Source organism: Saccharopolyspora ipomoeae (genome assembly GCF_029952525.1).
GTDB lineage: Bacteria > Actinomycetota > Actinomycetes > Mycobacteriales > Pseudonocardiaceae > Saccharopolyspora > Saccharopolyspora ipomoeae.
Genome location: NZ_JASAOF010000001.1, coordinates 721,674 through 738,504, shown reverse-complemented (window position 1 = coordinate 738,504; position 16,831 = coordinate 721,674). Strand labels below are relative to the sequence as shown.

Genomic DNA, 16,831 nt, shown 5'->3' with positions numbered 1-16,831 from the left:
TTCCCGCTCGTGTCTCCGGGGGTGGGGAGGTTTTCATGAAAACTGTCACCACTCCTTCCCGCTCGTGTCTCCGGGGGTGGGGAGGTTTTCATGAAAACTGTCACCACTCCATCCCACTCACGTCACCGAGGGTCGGGAGGTTTTCATGAAAACTGCGCCGCACCCGAAAAGCTCTCCCGCGCCGGGAATCCGTCCGTCACGATGATGTGATGCGCTCTCTCCACCCCCAGCGGGAACCCCACGCCTCCGGACACCTCGACGTCGGCGACGGCAACCTCGTCTTCTGGGAGGAGAGCGGCAACCCGGACGGGAAACCGGCCGTGTTCCTGCACGGCGGACCCGGTGCGGGCAGCGCCCGCGCGCACCGCGGCCTGTTCGACCCCGACCGCTACCGCATCGTGCTGCTCGACCAGCGCGGATGCGGCCGCAGCACCCCCGACGCGGGCCGGCTCGGCGCCGACCTCAGCACCAACACCACCTGGCACCTGGTCGCCGACGTCGAGCGGATCCGCGAACACCTCGGCATCGAGTCCTGGCTGGTCTGCGGAGGTTCGTGGGGCAGCACGCTGGCCCTGGCCTACGCCGAGACGCACCCGGAGCGGGTCAGCGAGCTCGTGCTGCGCGGCGTGTTCACCTGCCGCCGCAGCGAGCTGGACTGGATGTACGGCGGGGGAGCGGCGAACCTCTTCCCGGAGCGCTGGGCCGAACTCCTCGCCCCGGTCCCGGATTCCGAGCGCGACGACGTCCTGCGCAGCTACCACCGGATGCTGCTCGACCCGGACGAGAAGGTCCGCGAGCGGGCCGCGGTCGCCTGGAGCCGCTGGGAGGCGAGCCTGATCGGCCTGCTGCCCCGCCCGGAGCTGGTCGAGGACTTCGGCGACCCCGCGTTCGCCGCGGCCTTCGCCCGCATCGAGACCCACTACTTCGTGCACGGCGCCTGGCTCGACGAGGGGCAGCTGATCGCCCACGCCCACCGCCTGCACGACATCCCGGGCACGATCGTCCAGGGCCGCTACGACGTCATCACCCCGCCCGTCACGGCCCTAGACCTCGCCGAAGCCTGGCCCCAGGCCGACCTCCGCATCATCCCCGACGCAGGCCACGCCTACGACGAACCCGGAATCCTCAACGCCCTCGTCGAAGCCACCGACCACTACGCCCGCTGATCCGGAACTCGCCCTGAAGGTGCCCGATCAGTCGGGATCAGCGCGTTCAGAGAGATCGGACCATCGTGTCGGCGTTGTCGCGGTGCTGCACGACCGCGAATCCCTCGGCCGCGTAGAGGCGAGCGGCGGGGTTGGCGCGTTCCACGCTGAGGCTGATCCGGGCGATCCCACGCGCTTTCGCCACCTCGACCAGCTCCCGCAGGAGCATCCGCCCGACCCCGCCGCCACGGCTCGCGGCATCGACGCCGATCGCGAGCTCGGGGACGTCCGGGGCGACGAAGCCGTAGGCCGGTGCGGTCTCGTCGAAGTACCGCAGCCACGCGGCCCCCACGGCACGTCCGGACCGCTCCGCCACGACGCCGAGGTCGGTCGCCCGCGGCCAGCCTGCGAGGTAGTGCGCGACCTCGGGTTCGGCGAGCGTCTCGGCACGGCTCCGCCCGGGGTGGCTGGGCGTGTTCGCCGCCTCGACCAGCATGTCCTCCAGGAACCGCAGGTCATCGGCACCGGCGGGTCGGATCGCGATCTTCTCCATGCCCGTCATGGTTCGTCGCGGGGAGCGTCCGCTGCAACGGGAATACGGATGCGGGTGGGGAAGTGGCTGGTCATACTCGGCGCATGTCCAGCCGGCTGGCGGTGGTGGTCATCGATGCCCACGACACCGAGAAGGTGGCGGCGTTCTGGTGCGCGGTGCTCGGGTGGAGCGTCGTGGACCGGGATGAGGACGGCATCGCCATCGGCCCGCCCAACCGGAACTGGCCGCGCATCGACGTCTACGAGGTCCCGGAGACCAAGACCCTCAAGAACCGCCTGCACTTCGACCTCAGAGCGGAAGACCGCACCACGGCGGAAGAACTCCACCGCCTCGAATCCCTCGGCGCCCACCGAGTCGACGTAGGCCAATCCCCGGACGACACCTGGGTCGTCCTCGCAGACCCGGAAGGCAACGAGTTCTGCCTCCTCGACCGCGCGGTCGAGGACCTCCCGGACTCCGAACGCCCCACCAACTGACGAGCCGCTCCACCACCTCCCAGAGCTCGTGCTCGCCGGACGGTCAGCGGAGGTTGATCCAGTAGTGGTGCGCGGGGCCGAGGGCTGTTTCCTGGACGCTTTCCAGGACACCTGCGTTGCGCTCGATCGTCCTCCGCGAGGCGGCGTTGTCCTCGGCGCAGACCAGGAGAACCCGGTCCATGCCCAGTCCTCGTGCTTCGTCGAGCATGCCGCGCAGCGCCCAGGTGGCCAGACCGCGTCGACGTGCGGATGGGCGGATGCCGTAGCCGATGTGGCCGACGGAGCGCACGAGGTCGTCGTCCCCGTGCCGGAGCGCGATCCCTCCCAGCACCTGCTGGTCCTCGACGATCCACCGGTAACTGCACACACCGCGATCCGATTCCTGCGACAGCCGTTCGACCCACGCTGCGAATCCGGCGGCGGACGCGACGACATCGGACGGCAGCAACCCGAAACCGTCCTCGTGAGCACCCGGCCCCCATTCGGCGTGCGCATCGAGCCAAGCGGTGTGCAGGCGCGCGGTGGGCGTGAGCAGCTCAGGCATGCGGACAGGCTAGTTCTGGAGCACCTGACTGCTGCCCGAGGACCGGCCCCGATCTGAGGGCGAAGATCAGCGGGCTCCAGGACGTTCCACCCGGCAACTCCTCGCCGGAACGAGGAGAGATCAGCTGTCGGTGCGTTCGTGGGGGATTCGTTCTCCTGCTGTCACCTCGAAGGGGAGGTCGTTGCCCTCGGGCGGGAGGGGGCAGGTGGCGAAGTCGGTGAAGGCGCAGGGGAGGTTGATGGCGCGGTTGAAGTCGAGGGTGACCGTGCCGTCGGCGGCGGGTTCGGCGGTGAGCAGCGAGCGGTTCGCCGGGTAGGTCGTGACGCCGCTGGTGGCGTCGGTGAACAGGATGTTGAGTCCGCTGCCGGACTTTCCGTTGAACGCCGTCAGCTCGTGCTCGACGCCGTCGTGCTCGAAGCGCACCAGACCCGGGGCCTGGTAGACGTGGTGCAGGCCGGGCGTGACCGCGCCGACCGTCGTCGGCCGGGGCTCGGGGAACCGCTCGAACGTTCCGGTGATCACCCAGCCCGGGTCGGGCTCGTAGGCCGGGACGCCTCGGAAGTCGCGGAGCGCCGGGGCTTTCGGCGAGTGCACCCGGATCAGGTAGCCCGAGCGGCGCGCCACCTCGACCTCCACGTCACCGGCCGAGACGCGGGTGCCCGCCCCGCTGTTGACCAGCTCGAAGCGCTGGACCCCGGTGATCGGCTCGCCCTCGTAGGACAGCTCCGCGCCCTGCGGGTCGACGTAGGCGGCCTCGGCGTCCTGCCACCACACGCCCGGCGCCGCCGAGTAGGTGGTGGGGATCTCGCTCAGCCAGTCCAGGGACACCAGCGCCAGCCAACCGTGGGGATCGGCGAGCTCGCGCTCCCGGTCGGCGTGCCAGTCCTGCCACTGCTCGATGAACGTGCTCATGGCTCCTCCATCCGTCGCACCCCCGACGATACGGAGCCGCGCACTCCCAGTCGGCCCCGTCCACAGCGTGGAATCGGCCGATCAACGGCGAAACGGCTACCACTTCGACTACCGGGAGAATCGGAATGGGAATCACGCGAAAAGCGGATGCCTCCTGGCCAAAACCGGTCAGGAGGCATCCGCGAAATGTGGGCGATACTGGGATCGAACCAGTGACCTCTTCGGTGTGAACGAAGCGCTCTCCCCCTGAGCTAATCGCCCTTGTTCTGTTGTTCACCGCCGTTCCCGGCGATGAGGAGAACAATACACGATCGTTTCTAAGGTCCGAACAGGGGGGAGGCCAGCCACGTCCAGCGCAGGCCGAGCCAGCCGCCGACCGTGCCGAACATGCCCAGCAGCCACAGCGTCACCACCACGACCACACCGGTGGCGGCCATGATCGTGAGCTTGGTGGCGAGGTGCTGGCGTCCCAGCCAGCGCACCCACCGGTGGTAGTGGCGCTTGGCGAACATGTTGACCCGGTGAGCCCAGTGGAACTCGGTGGCGAGGATGCCCAGGCCCGCGAAGACCACCAGCCAACCGGGGCCCGGGTAGGGGATCATCAGGATTCCCGCGATGAGCACCACGGTGCCGAACACGCCGAGCACGACCCGGTACGTGAGGTTCAGCGACGGGCGGCGGCGGACGTGCTCGCGGTAGCCGTGCAGGCGCTCGCGCAGCGCGTGCAGTCGCGGGTGCTTGGGTCGCTCGCGGTCGCCCGGGTCCGCACCGGCGGGTCGGGCTTCCGGTTCGGCTTGCTCGTTCAGGGCAGTCCACCTCGGGGCGTTCGTCGGGCTTCGCGCTCAGGATACGGTCGGTGGTGGGGCCCGGTGGTGCACTGGGTCACATGAGCCGGTGTGTCGGTAGCGCGCCAGTGTGCCCTCACCCGGTAAACAGGGTCTTGCTGTCAAGCGGACAGACGGGTGCTGGACGCCTGACGCCGTGACTGAATTGTGACTGGGATCATTGTCCGGTTCGCCGGAAGCCGGGACTTTGGACCCTGAGGCGGGCCTTCGATCCTGGTCACACTGTGAGCCGGCTCTCGACCGTGCGTTCGGTGCCGTGCGTGCGCTGTAACCAACGCGGTCAGGACCATTAGCCCGAAACGGTGACATCTCGTGGTGGACGTCTCATCCGAGCCCTTTTCGGGAAAATGCGAAGGCCTTCGGTCCCTTATTCTTGAGGCACGTCAGGCGAACCCGACGAAGCGTGAACACGGTGGTCAACCGGTACGCGGAGGCAGGATTCACCGGGCGTGAGCGACCGATCTGCAGACCGGGCTCGGACACAGTCGACCTAGTCACGGAAAGTGACGAAGAGTGGTTACTGGGCGAGGCGGGTCCCTTGGGCCGGCCGCTCTGATCGGGAAGAGTTCGCGGCGGTTCGAGACCTCCGGCGTGGACGGCGGCCCGACCGATCGGAAGAGGATCGGTCGGATCCGGCGACCACCCCGACCCCCGGGGCGATTGAACACGGAGTGCGCTCGTTTGGTCGCCCAGCGAATTCGGGCATGGCCCGACTGGGTGATCTATGCGGGAGTCGCGACTAAATCTGCCCGATGAGGCGTCACAACTGTGTTGCTCGGTCGATATACGGACCGGGAGGGAGCAGGAAGGGGAGGACAATGCGTAATGACCACGTGACACTCCGTTCTACGGCCGTGTTCGATCTGCTGGCTCCGCAAGCACCCGCAGTGCCGGTCCAGGTCGAGCTGCGCTACGACACCCAGGACCCCTACGCCGTGGTGGCCGCGTTCCGCACCGGCCGCGCCGGATGGGTCGAATGGGTCTTCGCCCGCGATCTGCTGGCCGACGGCCTGATCGCGCACGCCGGCGAGGGCGACGTGACGATCCGCCCGGCGGTCGACGACCCGGAGGTCGTCGCCATCGAGCTGAGCTCGCCGTCCGGCCACGCCGTCTTCGAGGCCTCCGCGCAGGAGCTCGCCGACTTCCTGGACCGCACCTACGACGTGGTGGTCCCGGGCAACGAGAACCTGTGGGTCGACGTCGATGACGCGCTCACCCGCCTGCTGCCCTTCGACATGGGCTGATCAGGCCTGATCCGCTCTGCCCGGCCGCGGCCAGGCGGAGTGGGGACCCCCCTTTGATCCCGATCTTGGGCGTGGTCTAGAGTTCACTGTGCAACGCGGCGGACGGGCCCGGGGACACCGGGCCACGAGGTCGCAGCAGGCGGATGTAGCGCAGCTGGTAGCGCATCACCTTGCCAAGGTGAGGGTCGCGGGTTCGAGTCCCGTCATCCGCTCTGGTTCTCTGGCGTTCCAGCCGGCTTTGGTGTGGATGCGGAGTCCGGCGGAGTGGCCGAGTGGCTTAGGCAAGGGCCTGCAAAGCCCTGTACGCGGGTTCGATTCCCGCCTCCGCCTCGCGCGATTAGCTCAGTGGGAGAGCGCTACCTTGACACGGTAGAGGTCACTGGTTCAATCCCAGTATCGCGCACCAATTCTTTATGCAGGTCAGCGGCCTTGCTCCTCCAAGGGGCGGGGCCGTTTTAGCTTGCGAATGGCGATGAAATGGCGATTAGGTCTTCATCGGTGGCCAGGCTGGCTCGAAGCCGCGGGATCCACAGCAGGAGTTGCGCGCGTTCCGCGACCGACAGCGAGGCGACGGATTTCACCCAACGCGTTTCCAATGACTGAAGTAGGTCTTCAGTCATCGCCGGAGTGACGTGGTCGTAGACCCGGGCAATGCCCTTCATCTTCTGCCCAAGTCGGGCTCGGCGAGCGACCTCGGGCACCCCGTCCTCGGTCAACCACGTGTTGTGGCTGTGTCGGCCTTCGTGGAAGCTGAAATCGGACAAGATCGCCGGGGCGTGCCTGCTGTGTCGGGGCTCGTCTGGCCGCACCCCGTCCCATGCGGGACGCCAACAGCGTTGCCGGAAGTTCGACCGGCGAAGTGGTGCCCGGTCCGGGGTGCAGAACACCCAAGGGCTGTCGTGCGAGTGCATCAGCGTCTCGTACGCCGTGGCAATGCCAGGCGGCAGCGGTACCCACCGGGTCCCGGCCGGGCTCTTCGTTCGTCCCCTCTTGGCCGCTTTTCCCCGTCGCTTCGGACGCTGTGAAGCTGATCCTGGGATGATGCCTTCGAGCGCACCTCCTGGCCCGACTCGGCGGCCCCCCTTGAACAGGTTCCCACCGATCTCCTTGAGCGGTTCCTGGATGCAGATCGCTCGGTTTTCGGTCGTACTCATGTCGTTGCTGGCCGACCAGCTCGCTCCAGCGTGCCCCGGTGTAGAGGTCCATGAGGCAGAGGACGACCCCCGACAGCCCAGCGGTGGTGTGCAGGCGCATAGCGGCGCGGAGAGCTTGGACTGGGTTCGCGACCAGCCGATCTGACTCATAGGCACCGGAGGTGACTCGGATCCCTGAGCACGGGTTGGCAGGCATGCAACGGGCTCTGACGGCTGCGTTCAACATCGTGGAAAACGTCGCGAAAACGGACGCCACGGTCGAATCTGCGTAGTCATCGTGGAGCTCCGACACCCACTTCTCGATCTCCACGTAGTTGTTGAAGATCCCGATCAGTGGCCACGCGGACCACTGCGGTAGCAGCTGCGAATCCAGGTGGGACTTGTACTTGGCGAGAGTGCTGGGCTCCAGCCGTGGCGCCAATGCATCGAGAAACTCGCGTGCGAACGTGCCGAACGACGTCTCGCCATCGCGAGGGTCGATCCACATGTGCCGGCGAATCAGTGCTTCCTGCTCGTTGCCCCAGTTCTCGGCTGCTCGCTCGGAGGGGAACCCGGACTTGCTGCCCCAGGTCCCGTCAGGGCGCTTGAACCGGGCGCGCCATCCTCCACTGTCGTCTTGTTGGCCGTAGGCCATGACCACTTCCTTCCTTGCTCTTTCCCTCTTGTGAAGCCACCTCGGCAGACGTGCCGGGGTGGACATTTGTGTGGGGCTGTGCCCCGAGTCAGGCCGCCCGAAACCCGCTCCTTTTCCCCTGTCCCTGAGGCGCGGGCGTTTTCCTGGCGAGCCGTACGATTTCTGCGGCGTCCTCGCGGCTGAACCGGTAGTGCTTCCCGAACCTGCGGTGTGGGATGAGCCCTGCTGCTGCCTGCTCCTTCAACGTGCGTGGCGATAGCCGCAGGAGGTCTCCGAGCTGTTCGGCAGTGAGCAATGCATCGGGGTCATGCGGCGCATGTTCGGCAAGTGCGCGGACGGCGCCAGCTAGTTCACGAGCCGCCGAGGCAAGTTCCGTCACTGCCGGGATCGTGTCAGCGTCCGGAGTAGCGGCATCGGCGAGCGGATCGTGCGGGTTCATGTGGCAGCCCCCTCAACCCTGTCGCGAGCGTCGCGGCGGGAAGCGTAACGCCGGCGGGCTGGATTGAGTCGCGACTGCCGCGTCACACACCTCTGCACAGCCTTCCGGTTACGCCCTGGTGCTGGGGGAAAACGCGTGTTGCTGGCGGCACACACCTTGTTTTCAAGCAACGCTGGCTCCCGGATTCGTTTCGTCGTTGAGCTCGGTGCGTCCGTTCTGTTGCTGGAGTCGCCGCAGGAAGATGTCGTGGTAATCGGCCCGCAGATCGATTCCCTGGAAGGACCGGCCCAGTCGTCGGGCGGCGAGGCCGGTAGTTCCTGCTCCCGAGAAGGGGTCAAGGACACCGCCATCTTCAGGGCAGCCGACCGCAATACAACGCTGCGGAAGGTCGACCGGAAATGGGGCGCAATGCGCCTCCGGTAGTGGTCGCGTGGATATCGACCAGATGTCTCCGATGTTCTTCCCGGTCCTTCGTGGTTTCCAGGGCGATCGGATTGTGTGCGGCTTGTTGCCTCCGCGATGGTTATTCCGATGCTCTGGACGGTTCGGTGACAACGGTTCGAGCGCGTGGGCTGCGTTGAAGTAATAGTCCGGCTGCTTGACCAAGAGGAAAACCATCTCGTAGCGTGAGGAGAAGCGATCTGCTGCCGGGTCCGGTATGGCGTTGGGCTTGTGCCAGACCATCGCGTTGCGAATGATCCACCCATCTTGTTGCAAAGTCAGAGCAGTCCGCCACGGAATGCCCATCAGGCTCTTGTGACGCACCACCGCGGATCCCGCGTCGGCCGTGATTCGGCGCGTGTTTCCTGTGCCGCTGTTGTGGTAGCTGAAACTGTCCCGGACATTGAGCCAGTAGGTTCCGCGTGGTGTGAGAAGGCGCCAGGTTTCCGCACTCACCTCTCGCAGTCGATCAATGTAGTCATCGATGGTTGGTTCCAGACCATATTGTCGATCGCGCGCAAGAGCACCGCACTTCCTGCAGTTCTTGTTCACGCTCGAATGAAGCCACGACGATGCCTGTTTCTTGGTAGTCCGGCGTTGATGGGGCGTGGTCCCCAAGGTGTGTCGGCAATCCGGGTTTCCGCCGATCCAAACTGCGGTTCCGTAATCACGCAATCCCCAGTGGGGTGGCGAGGTGACGACACAATCCACCGAAGAGCTGGGAAGTGATGCCATGACCTGAAGCGCGTCACCGAGATGCAATTCGATGGTCTCGTCGCGATAGTAGAGACTGTTCACGCGACACCTCGCTGCGGAGTTTCTTCACGACGTGTGTTGGGAAGTCGGAGAACCAGCACGTCAAGATGGGCCGAGATGGCTGTGGTATGGCCATGAATATCGGTATTTTCCGGGAGGTGCCCAGCGCGGCTGACGATTCTCGGGCGCACCCGATTTCCTCGAATAGGTGCGGTCAGGGCGATGCAGTGGTCGGCGGGGACGAGGCCGATCGCGTCGGCGGCGTCGCCGACTTTGCCGGGTAGGTCGAGCAGCCTTCCGTGGCGCCGCCAGGGGCGGCAGGTGATCACGATGTGCCCACCGGGCCAGACCCAGTCGGCGGCGGCATACAGGTCCTTCGTCGGCACGTTTTCGTTGTGAGCCAGCCTGGAGTGGTCGTCTTCGAGATCGATGACTGGCTTCCTCAGACAGACGAGGGGGCGAGTCCGTGGTCAATAACCCGCGCGAGATGATGCCCTCCACGGCATCCGCAGTCCTCGGGGCCGGTTCGAACCCGACGCTCACGATGGCGCGTTCGTCGAACGTTGTCTGGACGAGATCATCCCGACCGACGTCGGCGGCGAGAAACGCCCTCGTCCGTGTGATCGGTCCTTCCACCAGGGTTGCTCGTGGAAATCTCGGCGCTATGACCGTGTCCGAGAAGGCCGCACAGCAACAAACGCCCCGCGTCTCATCCGGCGAGCGCGTGTGGAATGAGGCACGGTGGGTGTCGCTCTCGGTCTGCCCAGTGTTGCTGGCTGCGGTGGTGTTCGTGCTGGCCCGCGACGAGCTGTCCGACGACGCTCTAATCTCGTTGTCCTACGGGCGCACTCTCGGACTGCACGGTTGGTGGGGGATGCAGCCCGGCGTGGCGGCCAACTCGCAGACCTCGCCGCTGAACGCGCTGGTTCTCGGTGGGATTACCGCACTCGTACGTTCGGTAATCATCGCGGCCGGGCTGGTGTGGTGCGGCTCCGTCTCGATGGTCACCGTTTTCGTCGATCGGCTCGCGGCACGGCTCGGCGGGTCGTGGTGGGCGGGTCCGGCGGCGGGGAGTCTGGTGGCGTGCTCACCGTTGATGGTCGCCACGATCGGACTCGAAACCGCGCTGGTGATGGGGCTGGTCACGGGCCTGGCATGGGCGGTGGTGATGCGCGGACCCGCGACGGTGGGGGCGCTGTGCGGACTGCTGGCTCTGGCCCGTCCGGACGCAGTCGTGTTCGGCTTGCTCGCCGTCGTGCTGGTCGGACGATCCTGGTGGCGCGCCGCCGGTGTGGCCGCTGCAGTGGCTGCTCCGTGGCTCGTGTGGTCGTGGTGGGCGCTCGGATCTGCGGTGCCGGACACGTTGCTGCTCAAGGCTGGTGGTGTGTGGCCGGAGCCGGTCGGTTACGGCGACCACATCGTAATGTTTACGATGGCCAACGGGCCGCTGCTCTACGTAATGCAGCATCCGAGCGCGGCCCTGTTGACCGCTGCCGCGGTGACGCTGGGATTGACCGGGTTGGTGGTGCTGGCCAGAACACCCGGGCCGGGAGGTCGCGCGGCGGTGCTACTCGGCGGCGGAGCGGCCGGTTACTACACCACGATGCTGGCGCTCGATCCCGGGCCGTACGTGTGGTATTTCGGCCCGTCGGTGATGGCGGTGGCATTGGCCGGAATGCTCGGACTCGCAGGGGTACGCGGCGGCGGGGTGCTCGCCGGCGGCCTCGTCGCGATGACGGCGTGCCTAACATTGACGTCGACGCCGACTGTGCCCGAATCCGGGAACTTCGCGTCCTCTGCCCAGTACTCCGCAGTGGCTTCCCACCTGCCCTCCGGTCCGATTACGGTCCCTGGCGAGATCGGGGCGCTCACCTTCTACTGCGACGGTCGCTGCATCACCGTCGGTAACGCGTTTTCCGAGCGGGCCGCCGTTGTGGGTGCGATCCGCGCGAAGGTCGATGCGATGCCTGGGCTGGTCGGGATGCTGGCTCGGGCGAATTTCGCACGCCTCGCCATGCCCCCGCAAATCCCGGCGCCGGTGCGCTTGGTGAACACCGCCGACGTCGACCAACCCGGGGCGCTCGCTTGGTGGCCGATCTCCACGGTGTGGCGAGGCCCGATGCGCATGGTGCTGCTGCCCGCCACGTAGCCCATGACCGCGACGAGGGTGCCGGGGCTGGTGAGCTTGATTTCGGTGACTGCGTCGCGCGGTGATCGCCGGGCCGTCGCCGGCCGGCTGGCGCTGGCCGTGGACGTCACCTGCTGGTTACGTCCTGAGGCGCATACCTCGCCGCAGCGGGTCCTGTGTCATACCTATGGGCGCGGTAAGGACACGCACATCATGGTGCCGGGCTGGCCCTACTTGGTGGTGGCCCTGGAGACCGGGCGCAGCTCGTGGACCGCGCCTTTAGACATCCAGCGGTTAGTGCCCGGTGAAACCGTGGTGTTGACCGTGGAATCGGCGCCCTGGTTCCGCGTTCATTTTGTTCGCTGCGCGGCGCTTTTAGTGGTGGGTTGGGCGCTGATCTGGGTGTGGTTGAGGTGCGGGTTCAGCTTTTCGCTGGTGGCGGGGTTGGATTTGTGACCGTGGGTTGACCGGGCTGGGTTGTGGTTGGGGGCGCAACGGCTGCTGATGTCGATGTTCGAAGTCATGAACATCTAAGGTCGGGCGAGCAATTCTAACCCTCGCGGTCTGCGGGCCCCGGTACGCCAGCGCTTCCATGAGCGCGCCGACCGTCTCGATGACCCAGACACCCCCGTGGGCGTCCCCATGCTCGTGTCCTTCCTGGTTGAGGCGGACCAGCAACTTGCCACGATGCGGACATCGGACCTGAGGGCTCGGAGGGGCTCCGGGCGCCCGAGATTAACGTTGCTTAAGGCGAGAGGCCCTACTTAGCGTGCGTCACACGTCGCCGCTCGAAGTGCCGGGCGGCCGACTCCGATCCAGTTGACGTTCGCCCGATGCCGAAGCTCGCCGGGACTCGAAGCGGGCGCTGCGGCACGACGTACACGCCCACGCAACGAGGAAGGGACAACGATGTCCTCCACTCCTGAGAACTCGTCCGCGGTGCCCGCTGCCGAGGATCCGCGCCTGACGCGGTTGATCACCCGCAAGCTGATGCCGCTGCTGATGATCGCCTACGTCATCTCGTTCATCGACCGCACGAACATCGGGCTCGCGAAGACGCACCTCGAGGCCGACCTGGGCATCTCGGCGGCGGCCTTCGGACTGGGCGCCGGCCTGTTCTTCCTCGCGTACTCCTTGTGCGAGGTTCCCAGCAACTTCATGATGCACCGCTTCGGGGCACGGTTCTGGATCACGCGGATCATGGTCACCTGGGGGCTGCTGTCGGCGGGCATGGCATTCGTGCAGGGTGAGACCTCGTTCTACGTGATGCGGGTGCTCCTGGGCATCGCGGAGGCGGGCTTCTTCCCGGGGGTCATGCTGTACCTGACCTACTGGTTCACCCGCCGCCAACGTGCTGCGGCGATGGGCTTGTTCCTCGCAGCGGTTCCGGTGGCCAACATCATCGGTGCGCCGCTGGGCGGAGCGATCCTCGGCCTCGACGGTGCCGCCGGTCTGCACGGCTGGCAGTGGATGTTCATCGTCGAAGGGCTCCCCGCGGTGTTCCTCGCGGTGGTCGTGTGGAAGCTGCTGCCCGACGGTCCGCGCAATGCGAAGTGGCTCAGCGAGGAGCAGGCCGGTCGGCTCGAGGCGCACCTCAGGGCCGAGCAGGAGGCGGGGGCGGCGGAATCCGGCACGCACTCCTTCGCCGGGGTGTTCCGGGACAAGTTCATCGTGATGGCCATCGCGATCTACTTCTGCCACCAGATCGCGGTCTACAGCCTCACCTACTTCCTGCCCACGATCATCGATTCGTGGGGAGAGATGAGCAGCCTCACCATCGGCCTGATCACCGCTCTGCCGTGGGTGGCGTCGGCGGCCGGTGCTCTCCTGCTGCCGCGCTACGCGACCAACGCCGCGCGCTCCCGCAGCATCCTGGTGGGCGGCCTCGCGGCGATGACGGTCGGCTTGCTGATCGCCGCTGTCGCTCCGGCCATCGTCGCGCTGCTGGGCTTCTGCCTGACCGCCGCGTGCTTCTTCGTCGTGCAGCCGATCATGTTCGCGGTGCCCTCCACGCGCTTGTCCGGTGCGACGCTGGCCGGTGGGATCGCGCTGATGAACACCCTCGGCATCCTCGGCGGGTTCGTCGGGCCCTACGTGATGGGCCTGCTGGAGGAGGCGACCGGCAGCGCGGTGTCCGGGCTGTGGTTCGTCGCCGCGCTCGTGGCGATCGGTGCCCTGCTCGGGCTCGGATTCCCCAAGCGCGAGCCGCTCGTTCACGACCACGCGGCGAAGGCGGGTCCGCAGACCGCGTGCGGGGAATGATCCGCACCGGAGGTCAGGTCCGCAGGAATACGAGTCCAAATCGACCGTCCCTGCGGGCTTTCCGGGTCAGCGTCAGCGATGAGCGAGCGCGACCGTTCCAGATTACTTAACGTTGCTTAACCCGTTTCGCGGTTCCAGTCTTGCCCGCGCTGCTCGCGTTCCCGCGCCGGCCACCACACCGCGTCCGACAACCCCACCAGACATGAGAGGTAGCCATGCCCGCGGCCAGGAAAGTCATCATCACCAGCGCCGTCACCGGTGCGATCCACACACCGTCGATGTCGAAGCACCTGCCGGTGTCGGCCGAGGAGATCGCCGAAGCCGCGATCGGCGCTGCTGAGGCCGGTGCCGCGGTCGTGCACATGCACGCCAGGCATCCGCGGGACGGCCGCCCCTCGCAGGACCCCGAGCACTTCGCGCCGATCCTGGACTCGCTCAAGCGCAACACCGACGCGGTCATCAACCTCACCACCGGCGGTTCCCCGCACATGACGGTCGCCGAGCGGATGCGGCCGGCTGTGGAGTTCAAGCCCGAGCTGGCGTCGCTGAACATGGGCTCGATGAATTTCGGGCTGTACCCGATGCTCGACCGGTTCAAGGAGTTCGAGCACGACTGGGAGCGCGAGAACCTGGAGAACAGCCGCGATCTGGTCTTCAAGAACACCTTCGCCGACATCGAGACCATCCTCGAGCTCGGTCGCGCCAACGGCACGCGCTTCGAGTTCGAGTGCTACGACATCTCGCACCTGAACAACCTCGCGCACTTCCAGGGCCGCGGCCTCACCGACGGCCCGCTGTTCGTCCAGTCGGTCTTCGGCCTGCTGGGGGGAATCGGTGCGCACCCCGAGGACCTCATGCACATGCGCCGCACGGCTGACCGGCTCCTCGGTGCGGACTACCAGTGGTCGGTGTTGGGCGCCGGGCGCAACCAGATGCCGCTGGCCAGCATCGGAGCCGCGATGGGCTCGCACGTGCGCGTCGGCCTGGAGGACTCGCTGTGGATCGGGCCCGGGCAGCTCGCGGAGAGCAACGCCCAGCAGGTCACGCGCATCCGCACCGTCCTGGAGGCGCTCAACCTCGAGGTCGCCACGCCCGACGAGGCCCGGGAGATGCTGCAGCTCAAGGGCCGCTCGGCCGTGGGCTTCTGATGGGCGGGCGGATGGCGGACCGGGACGTGCGCGTCGCGGTGGTCGGCGCCGGGTACATGGGCGGCGGCATCGCTCAGTCCTTCGCGGCTCGCGGCCTCGAGTGCAGCGTCGTCGACGAGACGGCGCAGCGGTCGCGGGACCGGGTGCGGCAGCTGCACGAGGAGGCGGCCGAGTTCGCCGCCGACGGGCTGATCCCGGCAGTGATGGCCGATGCCGTTCGGACCCACCTGCGCGCCGCGGATTCGTTCGAGGCGGCGCTCGTCGGCGTCGGCTACGTCGCCGAGGTGGTCCCTGAGCGGGTCGAGGTGAAAAGGACTGTCCTGGAGCGGATCTCGTCGGCCGTCGGGCCGGAGGTCGTGATCGGGACGAACACCTCGGCCATCCCGATCGGGGAGCTGGCCACGAGCGTCGTCGCGCCGGAGCGGTTCCTCGGGGTGCACTGGATGAACCCCGCTCCGTTCGTGCCCAGCGTGGAGGTCATACCGGGAGCCAGGACGAGCCCGTCGGTGGTCGAGGACGTCGTGGGATTCCTGCGCGGTATCGGCAAGGTGCCGACCGTGGTCGGCGACTCCCCGGGATTCGTCGCGAACCGCCTCCAGTACGCGCTGTTCCGGGAGGCCGTGCGCCTGGTGGAGGACGGTGTGGCCGCCCCGGCGCAGGTCGACGAGGTGGTCCGCAACTCTTTCGGCTTCCGGCTGCCGTTCTTCGGCCCGTTCGCCATCGCCGACATCGCCGGCCTCGACGTGTACCGCGACGGGTTCACGACGCTGGAAGCCGCCTACGGCGACCGCATCGGCACCCCGCGCATGCTCGTCGACCAGGTCGAACGGGGACGGCACGGGCTCAAGACCGGGCAGGGCTTCTACGAGTTCGCCGACGGCGTCGGCGCCGATGTGGCCCGCTACCGCGATCGCGCCTACGCCGGGCTCGACCGGCTGCGCGCGGAACTCGGTGAGGTCGATCTCGTCGAGCGTCGCGATCAGCTGCGGTGACAGCGCTGAGAGCCCGGCCTGCGTTGTCCCCGGAGAGGAGCCGAGAGGAGGCTACCGGTATGAAGTCGAGCAACCACGGGCGCAAGACGGGCATCCGAGCCCTCCGGGTCTCCGCTGCGGACGTCGCGAGGGAAGCCGGGGTCACGCCGGCCACGGTCTCCTACGTCTTCAACGGGCGTGGCGGTGTGTCCGCCGAGATGCGTCAACGGGTGCTGCAGATCGCGCGCGAGATGGGCTACCCGCTCGAACGCCACCACGCCAAGCTCGACGCCGACCGCACCCGCGTGCTCGGTCTCGTCCTGGCCCACATCGACAACCCCTTCTACGCCGATGTCGCGGCGGGCACCATCGACGCGGCACGCGGCCAGGACTACGAGGTCTTCCTCGCCCACACCCAGGAGAGCCCGGAGACGCTGGCGAGCGTGGTCGAGGCGATGATCGCTCGGCGGGTGGACGGCGTCGTGCTCACGGTGCTGCACCCCGACGACGGCGAGATCGTTCGGCGGCTGCGCCGAGCCAGAATGCCGTTCGTGCAGCTGATCCGCCGGATCCCGGACTTGCACGCGGACTTCATCGGCATCGACGACGTCACGGCCGCCGAGGAGATCTTCTGCCACGTCGTCGAGCACGGCTACACCGATCTCGCGGTGGTGACCGGGCCGCACAACTCCTCGTCGTCGGGCGGCCGGGCGGAGGCGTTCGTCGCCACGGCGCAGCGGCTCGGCGTCCCGGTCCCGCCGGAGCGCAGGTTCACCACGAGCTTGACCGCCGAAGGCGGCAACCGCGCGGCCCAGCGCTTGATCGAAACCGGGGACCTGCCGCGCGCGGTCGTGTGCGGGTCGGACGCGATCGCTTCGGGCGTGATCGGAAGCCTGCGCGGACACGGGATCCGGATTCCGGAGGACGTCGCCGTCACCGGCATCGACGGGGTCTTCCCGCCCGCCTCGATGCTGGCTGAGCTGACCACCATCTGCGTTCCCCGCCGGCACATGGCTGAGTTGGCCGTCGACCAGCTCATCCGGCGGATCGACGGTGCGGGAGGCCCCACCCGCGAATCCATCCGGCCCTACGAACTCCACATCGGCACCACCTGCGGTTGTCCGCCGCGTGCGGTTCCCCCGGTGGCCGGCGCTCTCGTCGGCGCCACCTGAAACTCGA

General features: G+C 67.3%; 17 protein-coding genes and 4 tRNA genes. 12 read left to right on the top strand and 9 right to left on the bottom strand.

What is annotated here, in order from left to right; all coding sequences use genetic code 11:
• Positions 1 to 209: 209 nt before the first annotated feature.
• A complete protein-coding gene (gene pip, locus QFW96_RS03465) occupies positions 210 to 1,166 on the top strand; it encodes a prolyl aminopeptidase (protein ID WP_281453996.1) in 957 nt (318 codons plus the stop codon).
• Positions 1,167 to 1,212: 46 nt separating this feature from the next.
• On the opposite strand, the gene QFW96_RS03460 is transcribed toward pip, so the two are convergent.
• Entirely contained in the window at positions 1,213 to 1,698 is a 486-nt protein-coding gene (locus QFW96_RS03460) for a GNAT family N-acetyltransferase (protein ID WP_281453995.1), read from the bottom strand.
• Positions 1,699 to 1,781: 83 nt separating this feature from the next.
• Here QFW96_RS03460 and QFW96_RS03455 point away from each other — a divergent pair, with 83 nt between their 5' ends.
• The gene (locus QFW96_RS03455; protein ID WP_281453994.1) at positions 1,782 to 2,174 is read left to right on the top strand and encodes a VOC family protein; all 393 of its coding nucleotides are present in this window, start codon (positions 1,782 to 1,784) and stop codon (positions 2,172 to 2,174) included.
• A gap of 43 nt (positions 2,175 to 2,217) precedes the next feature.
• Here QFW96_RS03455 and QFW96_RS03450 read toward each other — a convergent pair whose 3' ends face one another.
• The 4 genes from QFW96_RS03450 to QFW96_RS03435 form a co-directional block, all read right to left on the bottom strand.
• Complete coding sequence (locus tag QFW96_RS03450) at positions 2,218 to 2,718, bottom strand: GNAT family N-acetyltransferase (RefSeq protein WP_281453993.1); 501 nt, start codon at positions 2,716 to 2,718, stop codon at positions 2,218 to 2,220.
• A 120-nt stretch (positions 2,719 to 2,838) separates the two neighbouring features.
• Complete coding sequence (locus QFW96_RS03445) at positions 2,839 to 3,630, bottom strand: DUF1684 domain-containing protein (protein WP_281453992.1); 792 nt, start codon at positions 3,628 to 3,630, stop codon at positions 2,839 to 2,841.
• Between the two features lie 189 nt (positions 3,631 to 3,819).
• Positions 3,820 to 3,891: transfer RNA gene (locus tag QFW96_RS03440), tRNA-Val, on the bottom strand.
• Between the two features lie 56 nt (positions 3,892 to 3,947).
• Positions 3,948 to 4,337, bottom strand: coding sequence for a TIGR02611 family protein (locus QFW96_RS03435; RefSeq protein WP_281454032.1), 390 nt, complete (start codon positions 4,335 to 4,337; stop codon positions 3,948 to 3,950).
• Positions 4,338 to 5,293: 956 nt separating this feature from the next.
• On the opposite strand from QFW96_RS03435, the gene QFW96_RS03430 reads away from it, so the two are divergent.
• From QFW96_RS03430 to QFW96_RS03415, 4 genes are all read left to right on the top strand, one after another.
• Positions 5,294 to 5,719, top strand: a complete 426-nt coding sequence (locus tag QFW96_RS03430) for an SsgA family sporulation/cell division regulator (RefSeq protein ID WP_093412952.1) — start codon at positions 5,294 to 5,296, stop codon at positions 5,717 to 5,719.
• 139 nt (positions 5,720 to 5,858) lie between these two features.
• A tRNA-Gly gene (locus tag QFW96_RS03425) sits at positions 5,859 to 5,931 on the top strand.
• 46 nt (positions 5,932 to 5,977) lie between these two features.
• Positions 5,978 to 6,049 (top strand) — tRNA-Cys (locus QFW96_RS03420).
• Between the two features lies 1 nt (position 6,050).
• A tRNA-Val gene (locus QFW96_RS03415) sits at positions 6,051 to 6,125 on the top strand.
• 49 nt (positions 6,126 to 6,174) lie between these two features.
• Here the strand turns inward: QFW96_RS03415 and QFW96_RS03410 are convergent.
• From QFW96_RS03410 to QFW96_RS03395, 4 genes are all read right to left on the bottom strand, one after another.
• The gene (locus QFW96_RS03410) at positions 6,175 to 6,435 is read right to left on the bottom strand and encodes a hypothetical protein (RefSeq protein ID WP_281453991.1); all 261 of its coding nucleotides are present in this window, start codon (positions 6,433 to 6,435) and stop codon (positions 6,175 to 6,177) included.
• A gap of 1,160 nt (positions 6,436 to 7,595) precedes the next feature.
• Positions 7,596 to 7,946 (bottom strand): helix-turn-helix domain-containing protein, encoded by a 351-nt coding sequence (locus QFW96_RS03405; RefSeq protein ID WP_281453990.1) that lies wholly within the window; start codon positions 7,944 to 7,946, stop codon positions 7,596 to 7,598.
• 162 nt (positions 7,947 to 8,108) lie between these two features.
• On the bottom strand, positions 8,109 to 9,185 hold the full coding sequence (locus QFW96_RS03400) for a DNA-methyltransferase (RefSeq protein ID WP_281453989.1): 1,077 nt from the start codon (positions 9,183 to 9,185) through the stop codon (positions 8,109 to 8,111).
• Positions 9,182 to 9,529 carry a hypothetical protein gene (locus tag QFW96_RS03395; protein WP_281453988.1) on the bottom strand — a complete coding sequence of 116 codons (348 nt, stop codon included), beginning with the start codon at positions 9,527 to 9,529 and terminating at the stop codon, positions 9,182 to 9,184. The genes QFW96_RS03400 and QFW96_RS03395 overlap by 4 nt, the downstream gene beginning before the upstream one ends.
• Before the next feature lie 278 nt (positions 9,530 to 9,807).
• Between QFW96_RS03395 and QFW96_RS03390 the strand changes: the two genes are divergently transcribed.
• The 6 genes from QFW96_RS03390 to QFW96_RS03365 all read left to right on the top strand — a co-directional run bounded on the left by QFW96_RS03390 (position 9,808) and on the right by QFW96_RS03365 (position 16,824).
• The gene (locus tag QFW96_RS03390) at positions 9,808 to 11,292 is read left to right on the top strand and encodes a hypothetical protein (protein WP_281453987.1); all 1,485 of its coding nucleotides are present in this window, start codon (positions 9,808 to 9,810) and stop codon (positions 11,290 to 11,292) included.
• A gap of 30 nt (positions 11,293 to 11,322) precedes the next feature.
• On the top strand, positions 11,323 to 11,727 hold the full coding sequence (locus tag QFW96_RS03385; protein ID WP_281453986.1) for a transposase: 405 nt from the start codon (positions 11,323 to 11,325) through the stop codon (positions 11,725 to 11,727).
• Positions 11,728 to 12,180: 453 nt separating this feature from the next.
• Positions 12,181 to 13,533: an MFS transporter gene (locus tag QFW96_RS03380; protein WP_281453985.1), complete on the top strand. Its 1,353-nt coding sequence runs from the start codon at positions 12,181 to 12,183 to the stop codon at positions 13,531 to 13,533.
• A gap of 215 nt (positions 13,534 to 13,748) precedes the next feature.
• Positions 13,749 to 14,681: a 3,5-dioxohexanoate:acetyl-CoA acetone transferase gene (gene kce / locus QFW96_RS03375; protein ID WP_281453984.1), complete on the top strand. Its 933-nt coding sequence runs from the start codon at positions 13,749 to 13,751 to the stop codon at positions 14,679 to 14,681.
• 11 nt (positions 14,682 to 14,692) lie between these two features.
• Positions 14,693 to 15,673 carry a 3-hydroxyacyl-CoA dehydrogenase family protein gene (locus tag QFW96_RS03370; protein ID WP_281453983.1) on the top strand — a complete coding sequence of 327 codons (981 nt, stop codon included), beginning with the start codon at positions 14,693 to 14,695 and terminating at the stop codon, positions 15,671 to 15,673.
• Positions 15,674 to 15,732: 59 nt separating this feature from the next.
• Positions 15,733 to 16,824, top strand: coding sequence for a LacI family DNA-binding transcriptional regulator (locus tag QFW96_RS03365; RefSeq protein ID WP_281453982.1), 1,092 nt, complete (start codon positions 15,733 to 15,735; stop codon positions 16,822 to 16,824).
• Positions 16,825 to 16,831 lie beyond the last annotated feature (7 nt).